Below are 21,984 nucleotides of genomic sequence, written 5' to 3' on the forward strand. Positions count from 1 at the left end.
TGATCCGTCCTGCCCCTGCTCCGCCCTGCCCTGAATCCGTCCTGCCCTGCTGCGGCCGCCGCCGAGGGGAACCGTCATGGCACCAGAACCACCGCTGCTCACCATGTCCGGCATCACCAAGTCGTTCCCCGGGGTCCGGGCCCTCGACGGCGTCGACCTCCAGGTCCAGGCCGGCGAGGTGCACTGTCTGCTCGGCCAGAACGGCGCCGGCAAGTCCACCCTCATCAAGGTCCTCGCGGGCGCCCACCAGCCCGACGACGGCGAGATCACCTGGCGCGGCGAGCGCACCACGCTCCGCTCGCCCATCGCGGCCATGCGGCTCGGCATCGCCACCATCTACCAGGAGCTCGACCTGGTCGAAGGCCTGTCCGTCGCCGAGAACGTCCACCTCGGACACGAGCCGACCACCGCCGGCTTCGTCGTGCGGGGCCGCGAGGCGAAGGCGTCGACCGCCGCGCTGCTCAAACGACTCGGTCACGCCGAGATCGAGCCGGGCCGTCTCGTCGGTGACCTCTCCGCCGCCCAGCAGCAGATCGTCTCCATGGCCCGCGCTCTCTCCCACGAGGTGCGCCTCATCGTCATGGACGAGCCCTCCGCCGCCCTCGACCCCGACGAGGTCGACAACCTCTTCCGCATCGTCGCCGACCTCACGGCGGACGGCGTCGCCGTCGTCTACATCTCGCACCGCCTGGAGGAGATCCGCCGCATCGGCGACCGCGTCACCGTCCTCAAGGACGGCCGCGCCGTCGCGGGCGGGCTCCCCGCCAAGTCCACGCCGACCAAGGACGTCGTCGCGCTGATGACGGGCCGCACCATGGAGTACGTCTTCCCCGACCGCCCGGCCCGCCCGGCCGACGCGCCACCGGTGCTGACCGTGCGGGGCCTCGCGCGGCACGACGAGTTCGAACCCCTCGACCTCGACCTGCGCCCCGGCGAGATCGTCGGCCTCGCCGGGCTCGTCGGCTCGGGCCGCTCCGAGATCCTGGAGACCATCTACGGCGCCCGTAAGCCCAGTGCCGGCCAAGTGACCGTCGACGGGCAGGTGTTGCGCCCCGGCAGCGTCCGCTCCGCCGTCCGCGCGGGTCTCGGCCTCGCCCCCGAGGAGCGCAAGGCACAGGCCCTGCTCATGCTGGAATCCGTCACCCGCAATGTGTCCGTCTCCTCCATGTCCCGCTTCTCGCGCGGCGGCTGGCTCGACCGGGGCGGCGAACGCGCGGCCGCGCACGCCGCGACCCGGGAGCTGTCCCTGCGCCCCGACGAGCCGTCCGTGCCCGTGCGCACCCTCTCCGGCGGCAACCAGCAGAAGGCCGTCCTGGCCCGCTGGCTGCTGCGCGGCTGCCGCGTCCTGCTGCTCGACGAGCCGACCCGCGGCGTCGACGTCGGCGCCCGCGCCGAGCTGTACGCGGTGATCCGCCGGCTCGCCGACGACGGCCTCGCCGTCCTCCTCGTCTCCAGCGAGGTGCCCGAGGTGCTCGGCCTCGCCGACCGCGTCCTGGTGCTGCGCGAGGGCCGCGTCGTCCACACCGCACCCGCCCGTGACCTCGATGAACACCGCGTACTCGACCTCGTCCTCGAAGGGAGCCCGGCGGCATGACCCAGCCCGCCCCGGCGGCCGAGGCCGCCCCCCGCAAGAGCACCCCCACCGACGGCGGCAGCCCGTGGCGCGCCGTGCTGGCCCGCGCCGACGTGCGCACGCTGTCCCTGCTCGGTGTGCTCGCCGTGCTGATCGTGATCGGCGGGATCACCCAGCCCGACGCGTTCCTCGACACCGACAACGTCCAGTTGGTCCTCACCCAGGCGTCCGTCATCGGCGTCGTCACCGTCGGCGTGACGTTCGTGATCATCTCCGGCGGCATCGACCTCTCCGTCGGCGCGATCGTCGCGCTCGCCTCGGTGTGGGCGACGACGGTCGCCACCCAGGAGTACGGCTTCGCGGGCATCCTCTTCACCGCCGTGGTCGTCGGCATGGGATGCGGCCTGGTGAACGGCCTGCTCATCGCGTACGGCGGGGTCGTGCCGTTCATCGCCACCCTCGCCATGCTGGCCTCGGGCCGCGGACTCGCCCTGCAGATCACCGACGGCAAGACGCAGATGGTCACCGTGGACAGCGTCCTCGACCTCGGCCTGCGCGAGTCCTACGTCCTCGGCATCCCGCCGCTCGTCCTGGTCTTCGCCGCCGTCACCGTGGTCGGCTGGCTGCTCCTGAACCGCACCACCTTCGGCCGGCGCTCCGTCGCGGTCGGCGGCAACGCGGAGGCGGCGCGCCTGGCCGGCATCGACGTCCGTAGACAGCGCCTCTATCTGTATCTGCTCTCTGGTCTGTGCTGCGGCATCGCGGCCTTCCTCCTGATCGTCCTGTCCGGATCGGGCCAGAACACCAACGGCAACCTCTACGAGCTGGACGCCATCGCCGCGGCGATCATCGGCGGCACCCTGCTCAGCGGCGGTCGCGGCACCATCACGGGCTCCGTGCTCGGCGTGCTGATCTTCACCACGATCCAGAACATCTTCGCCCTTAACAACCTGGAGACCGCGACCCAGCAGATCGCCAAGGGAGCGATCATCGTCGCCGCGGTGCTCGTCCAACGACGTACGGCCCACACCACCTGAGTCGAGGGGTTCACCATGCCAACACACACGAGCCGCAGAGGGCTCCTCTTCGGAGCCGCCGCCCTGTCCGGCGGAGCCCTGCTCGCGGGCTGCACCAGCAACGACGCGAAGGACGAGGGGTCCGACGACAAGTCCCAGCAGGTCGCCGACGACAAGCCGGGCAAGAAGGTCACCATCGGCTTCGCGGGCCCGCAGGCCGACCACGGCTGGCTGAACGCCATCAACGACAACGCCAAGAGCCGGGCGGAGAAGTACGAGGACGTCACGCTGGAGGCGACCGAGGGGTCCAACGACACCGCGGCGCAGATCGGCCAGGTCGAGACGCTGATCAACAAGAAGGTCGACGTCCTGGTGATCCTGCCGGCCGACGGCAAGGCACTCACCCAGGTCGGCCTGAAGGCGATGAAGGCGGGCATCCCCGTCGTCAACCTCGACCGCGTCTTCGCCTCGCCGCAGGCCTACCGCTGCTGGATCGGCGGCGACAACTACGGCATGGGTCTGAGCGCCGGCCAGTACATCGGCGAGAAGCTCAAGGACAAGAAGAACGCCCGCGTGGTGGAGCTGGCCGGGCTCGACAACCTGGAGCTGACCAAGCAGCGCAGCAAGGGCTTCGACGACGCCCTGAAGAACTACCCGAACATCAAGAAGGTCGCCCGCCAGGCCGCCGACTTCACCGTCGAGTCGGGGCAGTCGAAGATGTCCCAGCTCCTCCAGGCGCAGAAGAACTTCGACGCCCTGTGGAACCACGACGACGACCAGGGCGTGGGCGCCCTGCGCGCCATCAAGCAGGCGGGCCGCGACGACTTCCTGATGGTCGGCGGCGCGGGCGCGCTCTCCGCCTTCCAGGCCATCGAGTCCGACGACAGCGTCCTGAAGGCCACCGTCCTCTACCCGCCCACGATGGCCGCGTCCGCCATCGACCTGGCGCGCGCCCTCGGACAGGGCAAGGGGGTGAGCGGCATGGCGGAGTTCGAGATCCCGTCCTTCGTCACCTGCTACTCGGCCGTGGTCGACAAGGAGAACGTCGGTCAGTACATGTCCACCGGCTTCAAGTGATGTGCGTGTTAGCACCCCCCACCGAGCGTCGACGAGGAGGAGTACCGCATGCGTGAGACGGAACCCGAGGCGGGGAAGCGGCCGCTGGGAGTGGGCATGATCGGCTACGCCTTCATGGGCGCCGCCCACTCCCAGGGCTGGCGGACCGTGGGGCGCGTCTTCGACCTGCCGGTCCGGCCGGTGCTCTCGGCCGTCTGCGGCCGGGACGGCGGCGCCGTGCGCGCCGCTGCCGACCGGCTCGGCTGGGCCGCCGCCGAGACCGACTGGCGCGCCCTGATCGCCCGGGACGACGTCGACCTCGTCGACATCTGCACCCCCGGCGACAGCCATGCGGAGATCGCCGTCGCCGCCCTGGAGGCGGGCAAGCACGTGCTGTGCGAGAAACCCCTCGCCAACACCGTCGAGGAGGCCGAGGCGATGGCCGAGGCCGCCGCCCGCGCCCGCGCGCGGGGTCAGGTGGCCATGGTCGGCTTCAACTACCGCCGCGTGCCCGCCCTCGCGCTGGCCCGGCGGATGGTCGCCGAAGGACGGCTCGGCGCACTGCGGCACGTACGCCTGACGTACCTTCAGGACTGGCTGGTGCCGGAGGACTTCCCGCTCACCTGGCGGCTGCGCAAGGATCGCGCGGGATCCGGGGCGCTCGGCGACCTCGGGGCGCACATCGTGGACCTCGCGCAGTACCTGGCGGGGGAGCCGGTGGCCGGGGTGTCCGCGCTCACCGAGACCTTCGTGCGCGAACGGCCGGTCCTCGAGGGCGCGTCCAGCGGGCTCACCGCCGCGGGCGGCGCCCGGCTCGGCGCGGTCACGGTGGACGACGCGGCCGTCTTCACGGGCCGGTTCGCCTCCGGAGCCCTCGCCTCCTTCGAGGCGACCCGCTTCGCCGCCGGCCGCAAGAACGCGCTGCGGCTCGAACTCAACGGCTCCGACGGCTCGTTGGCCTTCGACCTGGAGCGGCTGAACGAGCTGTCCTTCCACGACCACACCGAACCCGCCGAGTCGTCCGGCTTCCGCCGCATCCTGGTCACCGAGCCCGGACACCCCTACCTGGACGCCTGGTGGCCGCCGGGGCACGGGCTGGGCTACGAGCACACCTTCGTGCACCAGGCCCGCGACCTGCTGCACGCCATCGCCACCGGGACCGTGCCCGAGCCGTCCTTCGCCGATGGGCTGTCCGTGCAGCGGGTCCTCGCGGCGGTGGAGGAGAGCGCCGCGAAGAACTCCGTGTACACGCCGGTCCCCGCCTGAGCCCGCGCCCGAATCCGCCGCGTTCCCACGCCTGCCCGTACTCGCCGCGTTCCCGCCCGAGCCCGAACCCGCCGCATCCCCGCCCGAGGAGGCCTGGCCATGCCACGCCAGTTCACGCTCTTCACCGGCCAGTGGGCCGACCTGCCGCTCGAAGAGGTCTGCGGGCTCGCCCGCGACTTCGGTTACGACGGCCTCGAACTCGCCTGCTGGGGCGACCACTTCGAGGTCGACAGGGCGCTCGCCGACCCCACCTATCTGGACGGCAGGCACGCCCTGCTCGACAAGTACGGACTCAAGTGCTGGGCGATCTCCAACCACCTGGTGGGGCAGGCCGTCTGCGACGCCATCATCGACGAGCGCCACCGCGCGATCCTGCCGTCCCGCATCTGGGGCGACGGCGAGGCGGAGGGCGTGCGGCAGCGGGCCGCCGCGGAGATCAAGGACACCGCGCGGGCCGCCGCGGCCTTCGGCGTCGACACGGTCGTCGGCTTCACCGGCTCGTCGATCTGGCATCTGGTCGCGATGTTCCCGCCGGCGCCCGACTCCATGATCGAGCGCGGGTACGAGGACTTCGCCGAGCGCTGGAACCCGATCCTGGACGTCTTCGACACCGAAGGCGTGCGGTTCGCCCACGAGGTGCATCCGTCCGAGATCGCGTACGACTACTGGACCACGCACAAGGCCCTGGAGGCCGTCGGCCACCGCGCCGCGTTCGGCCTGAACTTCGACCCCTCGCACTTCGTGTGGCAGGATCTCGACCCGGTCGGCTTCCTCTACGACTTCCGCGACCGGATCTACCACGTGGACTGCAAGGAGGCCCGGCGCCGCCTGGACGGCCGCAACGGCCGCCTCGGCTCGCACCTGCCCTGGGGAGACCCGCGCCGCGGCTGGGACTTCGTCTCGGCGGGCCACGGAGAGGTCCCGTGGGAGGACGTCTTCCGCATGCTGCGCTCCATCGCCTACGAGGGCCCCATCTCGGTCGAGTGGGAGGACGCGGGCATGGACCGCCTCCAGGGCGCCCCGGAGGCGCTGCGGCGCCTGAAGGCGTACGACTTCGAACCGCCCACCGCCTCCTTCGACGCGGCGTTCGGCTCCGACTGACGGCGGCGGCCCGCCACGGGGGCCGGTCCCGATCGGGACCGGCTCCGCCTCGATGTTTGTCCAGTGACGGGAAGAAGACGAACTCAGGTGCTGCGTAAGGGGTTTCCGCCCCGGACAAACGTGGCTACCGTCACTGATGTGTACAGGACATGAACCGTCCGGGGTGACGGCGCACCCCGGCGCACGGCGCACAGACCCGCGTACGACCGTCCCCCCTCCGGAGGAACCCCCGTGCACAGGAAACGCCACAGACTCCGCAGAGTCCTCGCCCTGCTCACCGGCACCGTGCTCACCGGCGCCGGCCTGACCCTCACCGTCCCCCAGGCCGGTGCCGTCCCCGCGGACCCGCCCGCCCACCGCGCCGCCCCCGCCGCCGAGGACTTCCAGCAGGTCACCCTCGCCAAGGGCGCGCCCGAGACCGGCGAGCCGATGACGCTCTCCGTGCTCCCGGACCGCTCGGTCCTGCACACCTCCCGCGACGGCACGCTGCGCCTCACCGACGCCGCGGGCAACACCAAGGTCGCGGGCAAGATACCGGTCTACTCGCACGACGAGGAGGGCCTCCAGGGCGTCGGCCTCGACCCGAAGTTCAGCGAGAACCGCGCGATCTACCTCTATTACGCACCCCCGCTCGACACCCCCGCGGGCGACGCCCCGGAGAACGGCACCGCGGAGGACTTCAAGAAGTTCGACGGCGTCAACCGCCTCTCCCGCTTCGTCCTGAAGGCCGACGGGACCCTGGACACCGCCAGCGAGAAGAAGGTCCTCGACGTCCCCGCGAGCCGCGGCACCTGCTGCCACGTCGGCGGCGACATCGACTTCGACAAGGACGGCAACCTCTACCTCTCGACCGGCGACGACTCCAACCCCTTCGCCTCCGACGGCTTCACGCCCATCGACGAGCGCGCGAACCGCAACCCCGCCTTCGACGCGCGGCGCAGCGCCGGCAACACGAACGACCTGCGCGGCAAGATCCTGCGCATCAAGGTCGCCGACGACGGCTCGTACACCGTCCCGGACGGCAACCTCTTCGCCAAGGGCACCGAGAAGACCCGCCCCGAGATCTACGCGATGGGCTTCCGCAACCCCTTCCGGATGAGCGTCGACAAGCCGACCGGCATCGTCTACGTCGGTGACTACGGGCCCGACGCGGGCGCGGCCGATCCCAAGCGCGGCCCGGCAGGACAGGTCGAGTTCGCCCGGGTGACCAAGGCGGGCAACTTCGGCTGGCCCTTCTGCACCGGCAAGAACGACGCCTACGTCGACTACGACTTCGCGACCGGCACCTCCGGCGCCGCCTTCGACTGCGCCGCGCCCAGGAACGACTCGCCGCACAACACCGGCCTGACCGACCTGCCGCCCGCGCAGGAGGCCTGGATCCCCTACGACGGCGGATCCGTCCCCGAGTTCGGCAGCGGCTCCGAGTCCCCGATGGGCGGACCCGTCTACCGCTACGACGCCGCGAACACCTCCCCGGTGAAGTTCCCCGAGGCCTACGACGGGAACTTCTTCGCCGGTGAGTTCGGCCGGCGCTGGATCAAGCGCATCGAGCAGGGCGCCGACGGCACCGTCTCGAAGATCAACCCGTTCCCGTGGACCGGCACCCAGGTCATGGACATGGAGTTCGGCCCCGACGGCGCGCTCTACGTCCTCGACTACGGCACCGCCTGGTTCGGCGGCGACGAGAACTCCGGCCTCTACCGCATCGAGAACGCCACCGAGGGCCACTCCCCGGTCGCCGAGGCCACCGCCTCCAAGACCAGCGGCCAGGCCCCGCTGCGGACCAAGTTCACCGCGACGGCCACGGATGCCGACGGCGGCACCCTGACCTACGCCTGGGACTTCGGCGACGGCGGCAAGTCGACCCAGCAGAACCCCACGTACACGTACAAGAAGAACGGCGTCTACACCGCGACCGTGACCGTCAAGGACTCCACCGGGCGCACCGGCTCGGCCAGCGCGCACGTCACCGTCGGCAACACCGCGCCGAAGGTGACCCTGGAACTCCCCGGCGACGGGCAGCTGTTCACCTTCGGCGACAAGGTGCCCTTCAAGGTGAAGGTGTCCGACCCGGAGGACGGTCCGATCGACTGCACCAAGGTGAAGGTCACCCACATCCTCGGCCATGACAGCCACGGGCACCCGGTCACCTCGGCCAACGGCTGCGAGGGCACCATCCAGACCTCCGCCGACGGCGAGCACGACCCGAACGCCAACATCTTCGGGGTCTTCGACGCCGAGTACACCGACAAGGGTGCCAATGGCCAGCCCGCGCTGACCACCCACGACCAGAACGTCGTCCAGCCCAAGCACCGCCAGGGCGAGCACTACAACGACTCCAAGGGCGTCTCCGTCGTCAACCACACCCCGGCGCACGGCGGCAAGACGGTCGGCGACATCCACAACGGCGACTGGATCTCCTTCAAGCCGTACCTCCTCGGCAACGCCACCAAGCTGACCGCGCGGGTCGCCTCCGCCGGGGCCGGCGGCACGCTGGAGGTGCGCAGCGGATCGGCGACCGGCAGGCTGCTCGGCACCGCGAAGGTCGCACCGACCGGCTCGTGGGAGACCTACACGGACGTCAGCACGGCCCTGTCCAAGCCGCCGACGCAGACCACCACGCTGTTCCTGGTCTTCAAGGGCTCGGGCAGCGGGGCGCTGTACGACGTCGACGACTTCACCATCACCACGAGCTGAGCGGGAGGTCAGCACATGCGCGCATCCGCACGGCTGGCCACGGCGACCGCCGCGGCCGCCCTGCTCATCGGCTGTGTGTCGGGCCCCGCGGCCTCGACGCCCGAGCCGTCGCGACAGGCCGGCGAGAAGGTCCTGGTCTTCTCCAAGACCGCGGGCTTCCGCCACGACTCGATCCCCGAGGGCATCGCGACCGTCAAGGAACTCGGCGCCGCGAACGGCTTCGCCGTCGACGCCACCGAGGACGCGGCGGTCTTCACGGACGCCCGTCTCGCCCAGTACGACGCCGTGATCTGGCTCTCGACCACCGGTGACGTCCTGAACGCCGAGCAACAGACGGCGTTCGAGAAGTACATCAGGGCCGGCGGCGCCTATGTCGGCGTGCACGCGGCCGCCGACACCGAGTACGACTGGCCCTTCTACGGCGGGCTCGCGGGCGCGTACTTCCAGTCGCACCCCGCGATCCAGCCCGCGAAGGTCAAGGTCGAGGACCACGCCCACCCGGCCACCGCCCATCTGGGCACCGGGACGTGGGACCGCACCGACGAGTGGTACAACTACCGCGCCAACCCGCGCGACCGGGCCCACGTCCTGGCCTCGCTCGACGAGTCCTCGTACACGGGCGGCACCATGGCCGGGGACCACCCCATCGCTTGGTGCCAGAGCGACTACCAGGGCGGCCGCGCCTTCTACACCGGCGGCGGCCACACCAAGGAGTCGTACGCCGAACCCGCCTTCCGGCAGCACCTGCTGGGCGGGATCCGGTGGGCGGTCGGCGCGGTCCAGGCCGACTGCCGCGCGGAGAAGGGCTACACCCCGCTCTTCGACGGCACGGCGGGCTCGCTGGAGGGCTGGAAGCAGGCGGGCCCTGGCTCCTTCGCGCTGGACGAGGGCGACGGGACACTCACGACCACCGGCGGCATGGGCATGCTCTGGTACGACCGGCGCGAACTCGGCTCGTACTCGCTCAAGCTCGACTGGCGGATGGCCGGGGACGACAACTCCGGGATCTTCGTGGGCTTTCCGTCCTCCGACGACCCCTGGTCGGCCGTGAACAACGGCTACGAGATCCAGATCGACGCCACGGACGTCCCCGAGAAGACCACGGGCTCCGTCTACGGCTTCAAGTCCGCCGACCTCAAGAAGCGCGACAAGGCGCTGAACCCGCCGGGTGCGTGGAACACCTACGAGATCCGCGTCGAGGGCGAACGCCTTCGCGTCTATCTCAACGGCGTGAAGATCAACGACTACACCAACACCGACCCGGCACGGAGCCTGCGCCAGGGGCACATCGGCATCCAGAACCACGGGGACGCCGATGAGGTCTCCTTCCGGAACATCCGGCTGAAGGATCTGCCCGCACGCCACACCGGTCGGCCCACGCCGGCCGGCGCGGACGCGGGGCGCTAGACGACGGCGGGCGGAGGACGCCGGACCTCCGCCCGCCGTCTTTCCTCCGAACCGGAGGTGCCCGCGCAGCCGACTCGGCTGGGCGCACCCGCGGGCCGGAGCGTTCGCGCACGCGCAGGGGCGCCCCTGCGCGTGTCCATATGAGCCAAGGCAAGGCAGGAGGCAGCCGTGTCCACATCCGCGCTCTCTACTTCGTCCGCTTCTTCCGCTCCGTCCGCCGGGACTGCGGCGGAAGAACTCGTGGGGGTCTGGCTGGTCGGGGCGCGCGGGTCGGTCGCGACCACGGCCGTCGCCGGCTGCGCGGCGGTCGCGGCCGGACTGCGACCACCGACCGGCATGGTCACCGAGACACCCCCCTTCGCCGCCGGCGGCCTCCCACCGCTGGCCTCGCTCGTCTTCGGCGGCCACGACACCACCCACTGCCCGCTGCCCAAACGGGCCGAGGAACTCGCCTCCGGCGGCGTCCTGCCGCACGGCCTTCCCGCGGCGGTGCACGCCGAACTCGCCGCCGCGGACGCCGAGATCAGGCCCGGCGGACCGCTCCCCGGCGACTCCCGCTCGGACGACGAACTCATCGACGCCTTCGCCGCCGACCTGCGCGACTTCATCCTCCGCCGGGGTCTGGCCCGCGCGGTGGTGGTGAACGTCGCCTCGACGGAACCCCTGCCCTCGGACGGCGACGCGCGACTGCCCGCCAGCTCCCTCTACGCGGCGGCCGCCCTCCGGGCCGGCTGCTCCTACGTGAACTTCACCCCCTCCACGGGCCTGCGCCACCCCCGCCTCGCCGAGGCGGCACGCACCAGTGGCCTGCCGTACGCGGGCCGCGACGGCAAGACCGGGCAGACCCTGCTGCGCTCGGTGCTCGGCCCGATGTTCGCGCAGCGGGCGCTCGACGTACGGGCCTGGTCGGGCACGAACCTCCTGGGCGGCGGGGACGGCGCGGCCCTCGCCGACCCGGCCGCGGCCGCGGCCAAGAACGCGGGCAAGGAACGCGTCCTGGCCGACACCCTGGGCACCGCCCCGGAGGGCGAGGTCCACATCGACGACGTGCCGTCCCTCGGCGACTGGAAGACGGCCTGGGACCACATCGCCTTCGACGGCTTCCTCGGCACGCGCATGGTCCTGCAGACCACGTGGCAGGGCTGCGACTCGGCCCTCGCCGCGCCCTTGATCCTTGACCTCGCCCGCCTGACGGCCCGCGCCCACGCGACCGGCCTCTCCGGCCCTCTGTCCTCCCTCGCCTTCTACTTCAAGGACCCGGACGCCGACGCTCCGGCCGCACTGGGGGAGCAGTACGGGGACCTGGTGCGTTTCGCGGGGCAACTGGGGGAGGACCGATGACCGGCACCGGCATGGGAGTGCTGTTCCGTGACCGCCAGAGGCTGGTGGTGTCCATGGACTGTCGGCGCACGACGTCGCGTGGCCGTCGGCGCGTGGCGCTGCGCGGGCCGGTGGCGGCCTTCGCGCGGGAGGCCTCATGAGCGCCGCGCGCGACTGGGCCGAACTCCTGCGGCTCCCCGCCCTGTTCACCGTCCCCGGCGACGCGCTCGCCGGGGCCGCGACGACAGGCCTGCGCCCCAACCGCCGTACTCTTCTCGCCATCGGATCCTCCCTTTGCCTGTACGAGGCCGGTATGGCCCTCAATGACTGGGCGGACCGGGCCGAGGACGCCGTCGAACGCCCCGAGCGGCCCCTGCCGTCCGGCCGCATCGCCCCGCCCGCGGCCCTCACCGCGGCCGTCGCCCTCACGGCCACGGGCCTCACCCTCGCCGCCCGCGCGGGCCGGCCCTCCCTCGTGGTGGCCGGCGCCCTGGCCGGCACGGTCTGGGGCTACGACCTGGGCCTGAAGCACACGTCCGCGGGCCCGACCGCCATGGCCGCGGCGCGCGGCCTCGACCTGCTCCTCGGCGCCACCGCCACGGCGGGCCGTGGACACGCCCCGGGCGCGCGGGCGGCGGCACCCTCCGCCGCGGTCCTCGCCGCCCACACCCTCGCCGTCACCGAGGTCTCCCGCCACGAGGCCCAGGGCGGCTCGTCGGCCACCCCACTCGCGGCACTGGCGGCGACGACGGCACTCGGGCATGTGGTGGGCCGGGGCGGGCGGAGGGTTTCGCTCCGTCGAGGCGGCGAGTTCCAGCAGGGGATGGGTTCGGGTCCCGAGCCGCGTCGAGGGAACGGACCATACCCACGTCCCGGCACCGCCCCCCAGGTCCTCCGCGCCGGGCTCGCCCTCGCCTACGTCGGTACCACCGCCAAGCCTCTCTTCCACGCCGTCCTCAATCCCTCACCTCCCCTCACACAACGGGCCGTCGGCGGTGGGATCCGGGCCATGATTCCGCTACAGGCCGCGCTCTCCGCTCGTGCCGGCGCCGTCGGCACCGCCCTGCTGACCGCCGCCCTCGCCCCCGCCGCCCGCAAGTTCGCACGGAAGGTGAGCGTCACATGAGCGCTCCCGCTCCCCGGCAGCCCCGGCCGGTCGACGGGCTCCGCTTCGGCTACGGCACCAACGGACTCACCGACCTCCGTCTCGACGACGCCCTCGGCCTCCTCGCCGACCTCGGCTACTCCGGTGTCGGTCTGACCCTCGACCACATGCACCTCGATCCCCTCGCCCCCGATCTCGCCGCCCGCACCCGCCGGGTGGCCCGCAGGCTCGACCGGCTCGGCCTGACCGCCACCGTCGAAACGGGCGCCCGCTATGTCCTCGACCCGCGCCGCAAGCACGGCCCCTCCCTCCTTGACCCCGACCCGGAGCGCCGCGCCGACCGCGTCCGTCTGCTGATCCGCGCCGTCCAGGTCGCCACCGACCTGGGTGCCCACGCCGTGCACTGCTTCAGCGGCATCACCCCGCCGGACACCTCGGACGACACCGCCTGGAAGCGGCTCGCCGACGCGCTCGGCCCCGTCCTCGACGCCGCGTCCGGCGCCGGCGTACCGCTCGCCGTCGAACCCGAACCCGGCCACCTCCTCTCCTGCCTCGCCGACTTCCACCGCTTGCGCCACACGCTCGGGGACCCCGACCCCGCACTCCTCGGCCTCACCCTCGACATCGGCCACTGCCAGTGCCTCGAACCGCTCCCTCCCGCCGACTGCGTACGCGCCGCCGCGCCCTGGCTGCGGCACGTCCAGATCGAGGACATGCGCCGCGGCGTCCATGAACACCTGCCGTTCGGCGACGGAGAGATCGACTTCCCGCCCGTCCTGGCAGCCCTCGCCGCCACCGGCTACCAGGGTCTGACCGTCGTCGAACTGCCCCGTCACTCCCACGCGGGCCCCGACCTCGCCGCCCACTCCATCGACTTCCTGCGCCGGACGGCCGAAGCCGCGGCGGTCCGGGACACGGCGGTCCGGGACACGGCGGTCCCGGGCGCAGGAGTCCCAGACGTAGGAGTCCCCGACGCAGGACTCCCGGACGCCGCAGTCCTTGCCGAAGGAGGAACCCCGTGACCGACACCCCCGGCATCACCGCCCTCCGCACCCGACTCGAAGCCGACCTCGGCGGAGCCGCACGCGCCTGGCTCGACCAGGCCGCCGCCGAGGCCACGGCCCACGGAGCCCGACCGGAGCACGCGGACCAGGGCCCGCTCCCCACCTGGGAGGTGAGGTTCGCCGAGGCGGGGCGCCGCTGCGGACCCGAGCACGCCGACGACGCCCGCGTCCTGCTCCTGCACGCGGCGAACGCCACCACGGACACCCTCACCCGCGTCTACGCCCAGGGCACCGCCGCCGAGCGCCGAGCCGTCCTGCACGCCCTGCCCCACCTGGTCCCGGGCCCCGAGGCCGTGCCGTTGATCGCGGACGCGCTGCGCACCAACGACACCCGGCTCGTCGCCGCGGCCGTCGGCCCCTACGCCGCCGCACACCTCACCTCGCACGACTGGCGCCACGCCGTCCTCAAGTGCCTGTTCACCGGCGTCCCGGTAGAGGCCGTCGCCGATCTCCCCAGGCGCGCCCGCGGCGACGCCGAGCTCGCCCGCATGCTCGGCGACTACGCGAACGAACGCACCGCGGCGGGCCGCACCGTCCCCGGCGACCTGCACCGTGCCCTGGCCCTGACCGCCCCCGAAGCCTCCTCGGATCCGGCGGCTCCCTCGGGCCCCGCGGCCCCTTCCACCGGCGAGGAGTAGGAGTCCTGATGCGCATCTTCGATCCCCACATCCACATGACCTCCCGCACCACCGACGACTACCAGGCGATGTACGCGGCGGGCGTGCGCGCGGTCGTGGAGCCCGCCTTCTGGCTCGGCCAGCCCCGCACCTCGCCCGCCTCCTTCTACGACTACTTCGACTCCCTCCTGGGCTGGGAACCCTTCCGCGCCGCCCAGTACGGCATCGCCCACCACTGCACGATCGCCCTCAACCCCAAAGAGGCGAACGACGCCCGCTGCACCCCCGTCCTCGACGAACTGCCCCGCTATCTCGTCAAGGACAACGTCGTCGCCGTCGGCGAGATCGGCTACGACTCCATGACGCCGGCCGAGGACGCCGCCCTCACCACCCAGCTCCAACTGGCCGCCGACCACGACCTGCCCGCCCTCGTGCACACCCCGCACCGCGACAAGCTCGCCGGACTGCGCCGCACGATCGACGTCGTACGGGAGTCCGCCCTGCCCCTGGAGCGGGTCCTGATCGACCACCTCAACGAGACCACCGTCAAGGAGGCCAAGGACAGCGGCTGCTGGCTGGGCTTCTCCGTCTACCCCGACACCAAGATGGACGAGGAACGGATGGTCGCCATCCTGCGGGACGTCGGACCCGAGAAGGTCCTCGTCAACTCGGCCGCCGACTGGGGCAAGAGCGACCCCCTCAAGACCCGCAAGGTCGCCGACGCGATGCTGGCGGACGGCTTCGACGAGGACGACGTCGACCTGGTGCTGTGGCGCAACCCCGTGGCCTTCTACTCGCTCAGCGGCCGCCTCGCCCTCGACGTCCAGGAGCCAGGCGCCAGCCACGAGGGCAACTCCATCCTGCGCGGCGGGGCGTGACCCATGCGCTTCCGGCACCCCGACGGCTCCACCGTGCACCTCGCGTACTGCACGAACGTCCACCCCGCCGAGACCCTCGACGGCGTGCTCGCCCAACTGCGCGACCACTGCGAGCCCGTGCGCAGACGGCTCGGCCGCGACCGGCTCGGCATCGGCCTGTGGCTGGCCAAGGACGCCGCCCACGCCCTGGTCACCGACCCCGCGGCGCTGCGCGGCCTGCGCGCCGAACTCGACCGACGCGGCCTCGAGGTCGTCACCCTCAACGGCTTCCCCTACGAGGGCTTCGGCGCCGAGCAGGTCAAATACCGCGTCTACAAGCCGGACTGGACCGACCCCGAGCGGCTCGCCCACACCACCGACCTGGCCCGACTGCTCGCCGCCCTCCTCCCCGACGACGTCACCGAGGGCACCATCTCCACCCTGCCGCTCGCCTGGCGCACCCCCTTCGACGCCGCCCGTGCCGCGTCCTCCCGCACGGCCCTCACCGCGCTCGCCCAACGCCTGGACGCCCTCGCCGAACTGACCGGCCGCTCGATCCGCATCGGCCTGGAACCCGAACCGGGCTGCACCGTCGAGACGACCGCCGACGCGATCACCCCGCTCACCGCGGTCGGCCACGACCGCATCGGTGTCTGCGTCGACACCTGCCACCTCGCCACCTCCTTCGAGGACCCTGCGACCGCTCTCGACGCCCTCGCCGCCGCGGGCGTCCCCGTCGTCAAGTCGCAGCTCTCCGCCGCCCTGCATGCCGAACACCCCCACCGTCCCGATGTGCGCGAGGCCCTCGCCGCCTTCGACGAACCCCGCTTCCTGCACCAGACACGCACCCTGACCGCCGCCGGACTGCGCGGCACCGACGACCTCGGCGAGGCCCTCGACGCCGGCACCCTGCCCGACACGTCCCCCTGGCGCGCCCACTTCCACGTCCCCCTGCACGCGGCCCCCGCCGCACCGCTCACCTCCACACTCCCCGTGCTCCAGGACGTCCTCGCCCGGCTCGTCGGCGGCCCCGCCCCCCGCACCCGTCACCTCGAGGTCGAGACCTACACCTGGCAGGCCCTGCCGCCCGCACTGCGCCCGCGCGGCCGCCCCCAGCTCGCCGAAGGCATTGCCGCCGAACTCGCCCTCGCCCGCGACCTGTTGACGGACCTCGGCCTGAAGGAACTCCCATGACTCCCACCCCCTTGCTGGTCCTGGACGTCGTCGGACTCACCCCGCGCCTCCTCGATCACATGCCCCACCTCAAGTCCCTCGGCCAGTCCGGCTCCAGGGCCCCGCTCGGCACCGTCCTGCCCGCCGTCACCTGCGCCGCCCAGTCGACGTTCCTGACCGGGACGATGCCCGCCGAGCACGGCATCGTCGGCAACGGCTGGTACTTCCGCGAGCTCGGCGACGTACTCCTGTGGCGCCAGCACAACGGCCTCGTCGCCGGCGACAAACTCTGGGACGCGGCCCGCCGCGCGCACCCCGGCTACACCGTCGCCAACATCTGCTGGTGGTACGCCATGGGCGCAGACACCGACATCACCGTCACCCCCCGCCCCGTCTACTACGCCGACGGCCGCAAAGAACCCGACTGCTACACCCGGCCGCCGGAGCTGCACGACGAACTCACCGACCAGCTCGGCACCTTCCCCCTCTTCCACTTCTGGGGACCGGGCGCCGACCTCGTCTCCAGCCAGTGGATCATCGACGCGACCCGCCACATCATGGACACCCGCCATCCCGACCTGGCCCTGACCTACCTCCCGCACCTCGACTACGACCTGCAGCGCTACGGCCCCGACGACCCGCGCTCCCTCCAGGCGGCCGCCGACCTCGACACCGCCCTCGCCCCCCTCCTCGACGCCGCCAAGGCCGAGGGCCGCACGGTCGTCGTCCTGTCCGAGTACGGCATCACCCGCGTGAACAGGCCCGTCGACATCAACCGCGCCCTGCGCCGCGCGGGCCTGCTGGAAGTGCACACCCAGGACGGCATGGAGTACCTCGACCCGATGGCCTCCCGCGCCTTCGCCGTCGCCGACCACCAGATCGCGCACGTCTACGTGCGCCGCCCCGAAGACCTCGACGCCACCCGCGCGGCCCTCGCCGACCTGCCCGGCATCGACCAACTCCTCGACGACGAGGGCAAGAAGACCCATCACCTCGACCATCCGCGTGCCGGCGAACTCGTCGCTGTCGCGGAGCCGGACGCCTGGTTCACGTACTACTACTGGCTCGACGACGCCCGCGCGCCCGACTTCGCGCAGCTCGTCGAGATCCACCGCAAACCCGGCTACGACCCGGTCGAACTGTTCATGGACCCCCTCGACCCCTACGTCAAGGTCAAGGCCGCGGGCGCGCTCGCCCGCAAGAGGCTCGGCATGCGCTACCGCATGGCGGTCGTGCCGCTCGATCCCTCACCTATTCGCGGCAGCCACGGCCGCCTTCCCCTGAGTGACGACGACGGTCCACTCATCATCAGCTCCACCCCCCATGCGTTCGACGGCCGCGTCGCGGCCACCGCAGTGAAATCCCTGCTCCTGGACCTGGCAGGCCTGGGCTGAGGCAGAGCTCGGCCCTACGTCCGCCCGATCAGAAGCAGTTACAGAGAGTGAAGCACGCGCCACTGACAACGCGCCAGTGGCTTCTGCCCGCACGCCCGAAATCGCCGAGGAGACACGCCCGTGACCGACTTCCACACCAACCCGGCCAGCGACGAAGCCCTCAGACACCGCCTCGGCATCAGCCGGCGCCGCTTCCTCAGCACCTGCACCGCCGTCGGCGCCGGAGCGGTCGCCGCGCCCGTGTTCGGCGCGGGGCCGTCCTTCGCCCGGAGTGGGGCCGACCGGGCGGCCGGTGGCGGCCACGGGCACGGCAGCGCGCTCGTGCCCGCCGCCAAGCGCGGCATCATCCTCTACACCGTCCGTGACGCCACCGGCCGCGATCCGCTCTCCACCGACCTGCCCTCCGGCTTCCGCGAGGTGTTCAAGGAGCTGGCGCGCTACGGCTACCGGCAGGTCGAGTTCGCGGGCTACGGCCAGCACGCCAACGCCCCCGGCGGCGCCAACCTCGAAACGGTCGCGGGCGCCAAGCTGCTGCGCTCCTGGCTCGACGAGTACGGCCTGCGCGCCCGGGGCAACCACGGTTTCATCCCGGGGAGCTGGCCGTTCAACCAGGGCGACCTCGACACGTTCAAGCGGCACCTGGAGATCGCGAACATCCTCGGCATGGACCACATGGGCACCGGCGGGGACCCCACGAGCAGCTCGTACAAGGCGGACTGGGACGTCGCCGCCGACAAGTGGAACGCGCTCGGTGAGATCGCGCGGCGCGCGGGCATCAAGGTCTACACGCACAACCACGACGCGGCCTACGGCTTCCTGCTCGACGGCGGCCCCCTCGACGGGCAGGGCCGGCCGACCCGCAGTTCCGGCATCCGCAAGCTGGAGTACTTCCTGGAGGCCACCGACCCGAGGTCCGTGTGGCTGGAGATGGACGTCTTCTGGGCGCACGTGGCGCAGTACAAGTTCCACACGTACACCGCGCACGACGGCTCCCAGCGCGAGAGCGTCTTCGACCCGGCCGCCCTGGTCCGCCGCAACACCAAGCGCTATCCGCTCTTCCACGCCAAGGACGGCACCCGCAACGACACCAATGGTCAGGGCTACGACATGGTGGCGTTCGGGGAAGGCGTCATCGACTACCGGAAGTTCTTCACGCGCGTGGGGGCGAAGAACTACCACAACCCCATGGTCGAGCAGGACAACGCGCCCGGCTCCGACCTCGGCCAGTCCCTGAAGTACGCGAAGATCGGTTACGACAACATCGCGGCACTGCGCACCAAGCGCTGAGCGATGCCGCGTCGGGTGCGCTGACAGTCCGTCGCGGACACGCACGGCAACCCTGACACGCACGGCCACCACGGACACGCACAGGAGGGGCCCGGCCGCCGAGGCGGTCGGGCCCCTCTCCGTAGAGATGCCGCTGTCTCCGTAGAGACGCTCTTGGCGCGGGAGCGGTACCCGCTATGCGGACGCCGCCTTCTCCGCCTTCCTCCCCGCCTCGCGCCCCGGCTGCCGCAGCAGCAGGGCGAACGCCGCGGCCACCATGGATATCCCGCCGGCCAGCGCGTACGCGCCGTTGTAGCCCCACGCGCCGACGACCATCGAGCCGAGCCCGCCGCCGAAGAGGCCGCTGACGAGCTTGCCGCTGTAGACGAGGCCGTAGTTCGTGGCGTTGTAGTTCTCCCCGAAGTAGTCCGGGGTCAGCGCCGCGAACATCGGGTAGAACGCGCCACCGCCGAAGCCCGAGAGGAACGCGAACGCCAGGAACAGCCACTCGCTGCGGATGGTGCCCGCCCAGATCACGCCGAACTGGGCGAGGCCGAGCACCACGATCACGAACACCAGGCTGAGCTTGCGGCCCCAGATGTCCGACAGCCAGCCCACCACGCCGCGGCCGACGCCGTTGATGACCGCCATGACGCCCATCGACGACGCCGCGACCAGGGGCCCGAAGCCGACCTCCTTGGCGAAGGCCACCTGGAAGGAGATGCCGAAGATCGACACCCCGGCCGTCAGCACCAGGCTCAGCCACATGAGCGGCAGCATCCCTGTCCTGATGGCCTCCTTCGGAGTGAACTGCCGCACCGCGGGCGGGTTCTTGGCGAGGCTCCGCGCGCTCTTTCCGGAGCCGGTCGTGGCGAGGGGGTCGATGTCGGCCGGCCACCAGTTCTTCGGCGGGTCCTTGAAGAAGAACGCGCAGACCAGCACGACGACCAGGATGTATACGCCGATCATGTCGAGCACGCGGTGATAGTTGGACGTGTCGAAGGCGTAGTTGAAGATGAAGATGAACGGCAGCGACCCATAGGCGAAGCCGCCGTTGACGAAACCTGTCCTGCCGCCTTTGCGCTCCGGATACCACTTGCCGACCATGTTGATGCACGTCGAGTAGACGAGGCCGGAGCCGAGGCCGCCGATGACGCCGAATCCGATGATGGCCAGCCACACATTGCTGAGGTGGGACAGCGCCAGGAATCCGAACAGGCAGAGGAAGGAACCGATCGTCATGGCCCGCCTGGCGGTCATGATGCCTTTCTCGCGCAGCCATCCGGCCGGGAAGGCGATGCCCGCCTGGAAGAACACCCAGACGCTGAGGATCCAGAAGGTGTTGGACTGCGACCAGCCGTGTGCGCTGGACAGCGTGTCCTCCGCCGAGCCGAAGGCGTACTCGGAGACGCTGATGGCCATCATCGCGACCCATGGCAGATACACCATGAACTTACGGGAATGGCCGAGGATGTCGCGGTCCGTCTCGCCCACGCGATAGACGCGGCCGTTCTCGTCGGTTATCTCGCTGTATCGGCTCTCACCGGCCGATACAGCCGTCCGAGCGGCGACAGGTTCCGCCGTCATATCAAGCCATCTCCTCACCGAGGGGTTGCGGATTGGGGCTGATCTTTCTGGGCTTCGGCCTGCCGGGTTGCGACAGGAACAGTGCGACGAAGCCGGCGAACAAGGAGATCGAACCGGCCAGGGTGAAGGCCCCGGTGTGGCCCCACTGGTGGACCACCACGGATCCCATGCCGGAGCCGAGCAGCCCGGAGACCAGCTTCGAGCTGTAGACCAGGCCGTAGTTGGAGGCGTTGTTGTTCTCTCCGAAGTAGTCGGCCGTCATGGCGGCGAACATCGGGAAGATGGCGCCGCCGCCGAATCCGGAGATGCTGGAGAAGATCAGGAAGAGCGGGAGATTCTGTATTCCGGCGGACCAGAGGATGCCGTACTGCGCGAGTCCGAGGACGACACAGACGAAGATCAGGCAGCGTTTTCGTCCGTAGCGGTCCGAGAGCCAGCCGATGACGCCCCGGCCGGTTCCGTTGACGACGGCCTTCAAGGACATGGCCGTGGCGACGATTCCACCGGCGAATCCGGCCTCCTCGCCGATGTCCACCTGGAAGGCGATCCCGAAGATGTTCACGCCGGAGGTGCACAGCAGGCAGAACCACATCAGCGCGACCCGGCCGGTCCGCCAAGCCTCCTTCGGCGTGTACTGCCGCACGGCCGGCGGATTCATCCGCAGGGCGCGCCGGGTCCGTGGGTCGTCCGGCGGACGCAGCGGGTCGACGTCGGCGGGCCACCAGTTCTTCGGCGGATCCTGGAAGAAATGGCCCGCCACGGCGACCAGGGCCGCGAGGAAGAGGCCGACGGACACCAGCACCCACCGGAAGTTCGTGAGGTCCATGTAGCCGGTGAAGAGGAACACGAACGGCACCGACCCATAGGCGAAGCCGCCGTTGACGAATCCGGTCTTGCCGCCCTTCCGCTCCGGATACCACTTGCCGACCATGTTCACGCAGGTCGCGTACACCATGCCGGCGCCCATGCCGCTGAACATGCCGAAGCCGAGGTAGGCGACGACGACATGCGGCGCGAACGCCAGGGAGAGATAGCCCAAGAGGGTGCCGAGCGCACCGAGCATCATCGCCCAGCGCGCCGGAAGCCGTCCGCTCTCGCGGAGCTTGCCCGCGGGGAAGGCCACCGCGGCCTGGAAGAACACCCAGACGCCGAGCATCCAGAAGATGTGCAGGCTGCTCCAGCTGTGCGCGGTGTGCAGGGTGTCCTCGGCGGAGGCGAACGCGTACTCGGCCGAGCTGATGCCCATCATGCCCACCCACGGCAGGATGACCATCCACTTGCGCCCGCGGCCCATGATGTCGACGTCGGTCTCGCCGATCCGGTACATCCGGCCGTTGGCGTCCCTCACCTCCCGGTAGGCGACCGCTGTGGGTATGTCGGTAGTCGTCATCTCGCTCAGCACCCCTTGCGTCGGAAAGATCCTGGCCAGCGCCCCCTGTCCTGTTTCTTTCGTGTGCGCACGGGTCCCGGGGCCGGGCGGCGCGC

Annotated in this window: 17 protein-coding genes; 15 read left to right on the plus strand and 2 right to left on the minus strand. The window is 71.3% G+C overall.

What is annotated here, in order from left to right:
• The first annotated feature begins 76 nt into the window (after positions 1–76).
• The 15 genes from AB0L89_RS30165 (at position 77) to AB0L89_RS30235 (ending at position 18,933) form a co-directional block, all read left to right on the plus strand.
• On the plus strand, positions 77–1,594 hold the full coding sequence (locus tag AB0L89_RS30165; RefSeq protein WP_365147699.1) for a sugar ABC transporter ATP-binding protein: 1,518 nt from the start codon (positions 77–79) through the stop codon (positions 1,592–1,594).
• Entirely contained in the window at positions 1,591–2,610 is a 1,020-nt protein-coding gene (locus AB0L89_RS30170) for an ABC transporter permease (protein WP_365147702.1), read from the plus strand. Before AB0L89_RS30165 ends, AB0L89_RS30170 begins: the two co-directional genes overlap by 4 nt.
• A 15-nt stretch (positions 2,611–2,625) precedes the next feature.
• Entirely contained in the window at positions 2,626–3,666 is a 1,041-nt protein-coding gene (locus AB0L89_RS30175) for a substrate-binding domain-containing protein (protein ID WP_365147705.1), read from the plus strand.
• 48 nt (positions 3,667–3,714) lie between these two features.
• Positions 3,715–4,911: a Gfo/Idh/MocA family oxidoreductase gene (locus AB0L89_RS30180; RefSeq protein ID WP_365147708.1), complete on the plus strand. Its 1,197-nt coding sequence runs from the start codon at positions 3,715–3,717 to the stop codon at positions 4,909–4,911.
• 99 nt (positions 4,912–5,010) lie between these two features.
• Positions 5,011–6,012, plus strand: a complete 1,002-nt coding sequence (locus AB0L89_RS30185; RefSeq protein WP_365147711.1) for a sugar phosphate isomerase/epimerase family protein — start codon at positions 5,011–5,013, stop codon at positions 6,010–6,012.
• A gap of 231 nt (positions 6,013–6,243) precedes the next feature.
• Positions 6,244–8,709 (plus strand): PQQ-dependent sugar dehydrogenase, encoded by a 2,466-nt coding sequence (locus AB0L89_RS30190; RefSeq protein WP_365147714.1) that lies wholly within the window; start codon positions 6,244–6,246, stop codon positions 8,707–8,709.
• Positions 8,710–8,724: 15 nt separating this feature from the next.
• Positions 8,725–10,116, plus strand: a complete 1,392-nt coding sequence (locus tag AB0L89_RS30195) for a ThuA domain-containing protein (RefSeq protein ID WP_365147717.1) — start codon at positions 8,725–8,727, stop codon at positions 10,114–10,116.
• 240 nt (positions 10,117–10,356) lie between these two features.
• Entirely contained in the window at positions 10,357–11,457 is a 1,101-nt protein-coding gene (locus AB0L89_RS30200) for an inositol-3-phosphate synthase (protein ID WP_365147720.1), read from the plus strand.
• A 136-nt stretch (positions 11,458–11,593) separates the two neighbouring features.
• Positions 11,594–12,562, plus strand: coding sequence for an SCO3242 family prenyltransferase (locus tag AB0L89_RS30205; RefSeq protein ID WP_365147723.1), 969 nt, complete (start codon positions 11,594–11,596; stop codon positions 12,560–12,562).
• A complete protein-coding gene (locus AB0L89_RS30210; protein WP_365147726.1) occupies positions 12,559–13,563 on the plus strand; it encodes a sugar phosphate isomerase/epimerase family protein in 1,005 nt (334 codons plus the stop codon). The genes AB0L89_RS30205 and AB0L89_RS30210 overlap by 4 nt, the downstream gene beginning before the upstream one ends.
• Positions 13,560–14,243 carry an EboA domain-containing protein gene (locus AB0L89_RS30215; RefSeq protein WP_365147729.1) on the plus strand — a complete coding sequence of 228 codons (684 nt, stop codon included), beginning with the start codon at positions 13,560–13,562 and terminating at the stop codon, positions 14,241–14,243. Before AB0L89_RS30210 ends, AB0L89_RS30215 begins: the two co-directional genes overlap by 4 nt.
• 8 nt (positions 14,244–14,251) lie before the next feature.
• Positions 14,252–15,100, plus strand: coding sequence for a TatD family hydrolase (locus tag AB0L89_RS30220; protein WP_365147732.1), 849 nt, complete (start codon positions 14,252–14,254; stop codon positions 15,098–15,100).
• A 3-nt stretch (positions 15,101–15,103) separates the two neighbouring features.
• Positions 15,104–16,273: a metabolite traffic protein EboE gene (gene eboE / locus AB0L89_RS30225; RefSeq protein WP_365147735.1), complete on the plus strand. Its 1,170-nt coding sequence runs from the start codon at positions 15,104–15,106 to the stop codon at positions 16,271–16,273.
• Positions 16,270–17,646, plus strand: coding sequence for a nucleotide pyrophosphatase/phosphodiesterase family protein (locus tag AB0L89_RS30230; protein WP_365147738.1), 1,377 nt, complete (start codon positions 16,270–16,272; stop codon positions 17,644–17,646). The genes eboE and AB0L89_RS30230 overlap by 4 nt, the downstream gene beginning before the upstream one ends.
• A gap of 120 nt (positions 17,647–17,766) precedes the next feature.
• A complete protein-coding gene (locus AB0L89_RS30235; RefSeq protein WP_365147741.1) occupies positions 17,767–18,933 on the plus strand; it encodes a sugar phosphate isomerase/epimerase family protein in 1,167 nt (388 codons plus the stop codon).
• Positions 18,934–19,107: 174 nt separating this feature from the next.
• Here the strand turns inward: AB0L89_RS30235 and AB0L89_RS30240 are convergent, their stop codons facing one another.
• Positions 19,108–20,499: an OFA family MFS transporter gene (locus tag AB0L89_RS30240; protein ID WP_365147744.1), complete on the minus strand. Its 1,392-nt coding sequence runs from the start codon at positions 20,497–20,499 to the stop codon at positions 19,108–19,110.
• A 1-nt stretch (position 20,500) separates the two neighbouring features.
• Complete coding sequence (locus AB0L89_RS30245) at positions 20,501–21,889, minus strand: OFA family MFS transporter (protein ID WP_365147747.1); 1,389 nt, start codon at positions 21,887–21,889, stop codon at positions 20,501–20,503.
• Positions 21,890–21,984 lie beyond the last annotated feature (95 nt).

This window comes from Streptomyces sp. NPDC052114 (genome assembly GCF_040680155.1).
GTDB lineage: Bacteria > Actinomycetota > Actinomycetes > Streptomycetales > Streptomycetaceae > Streptomyces.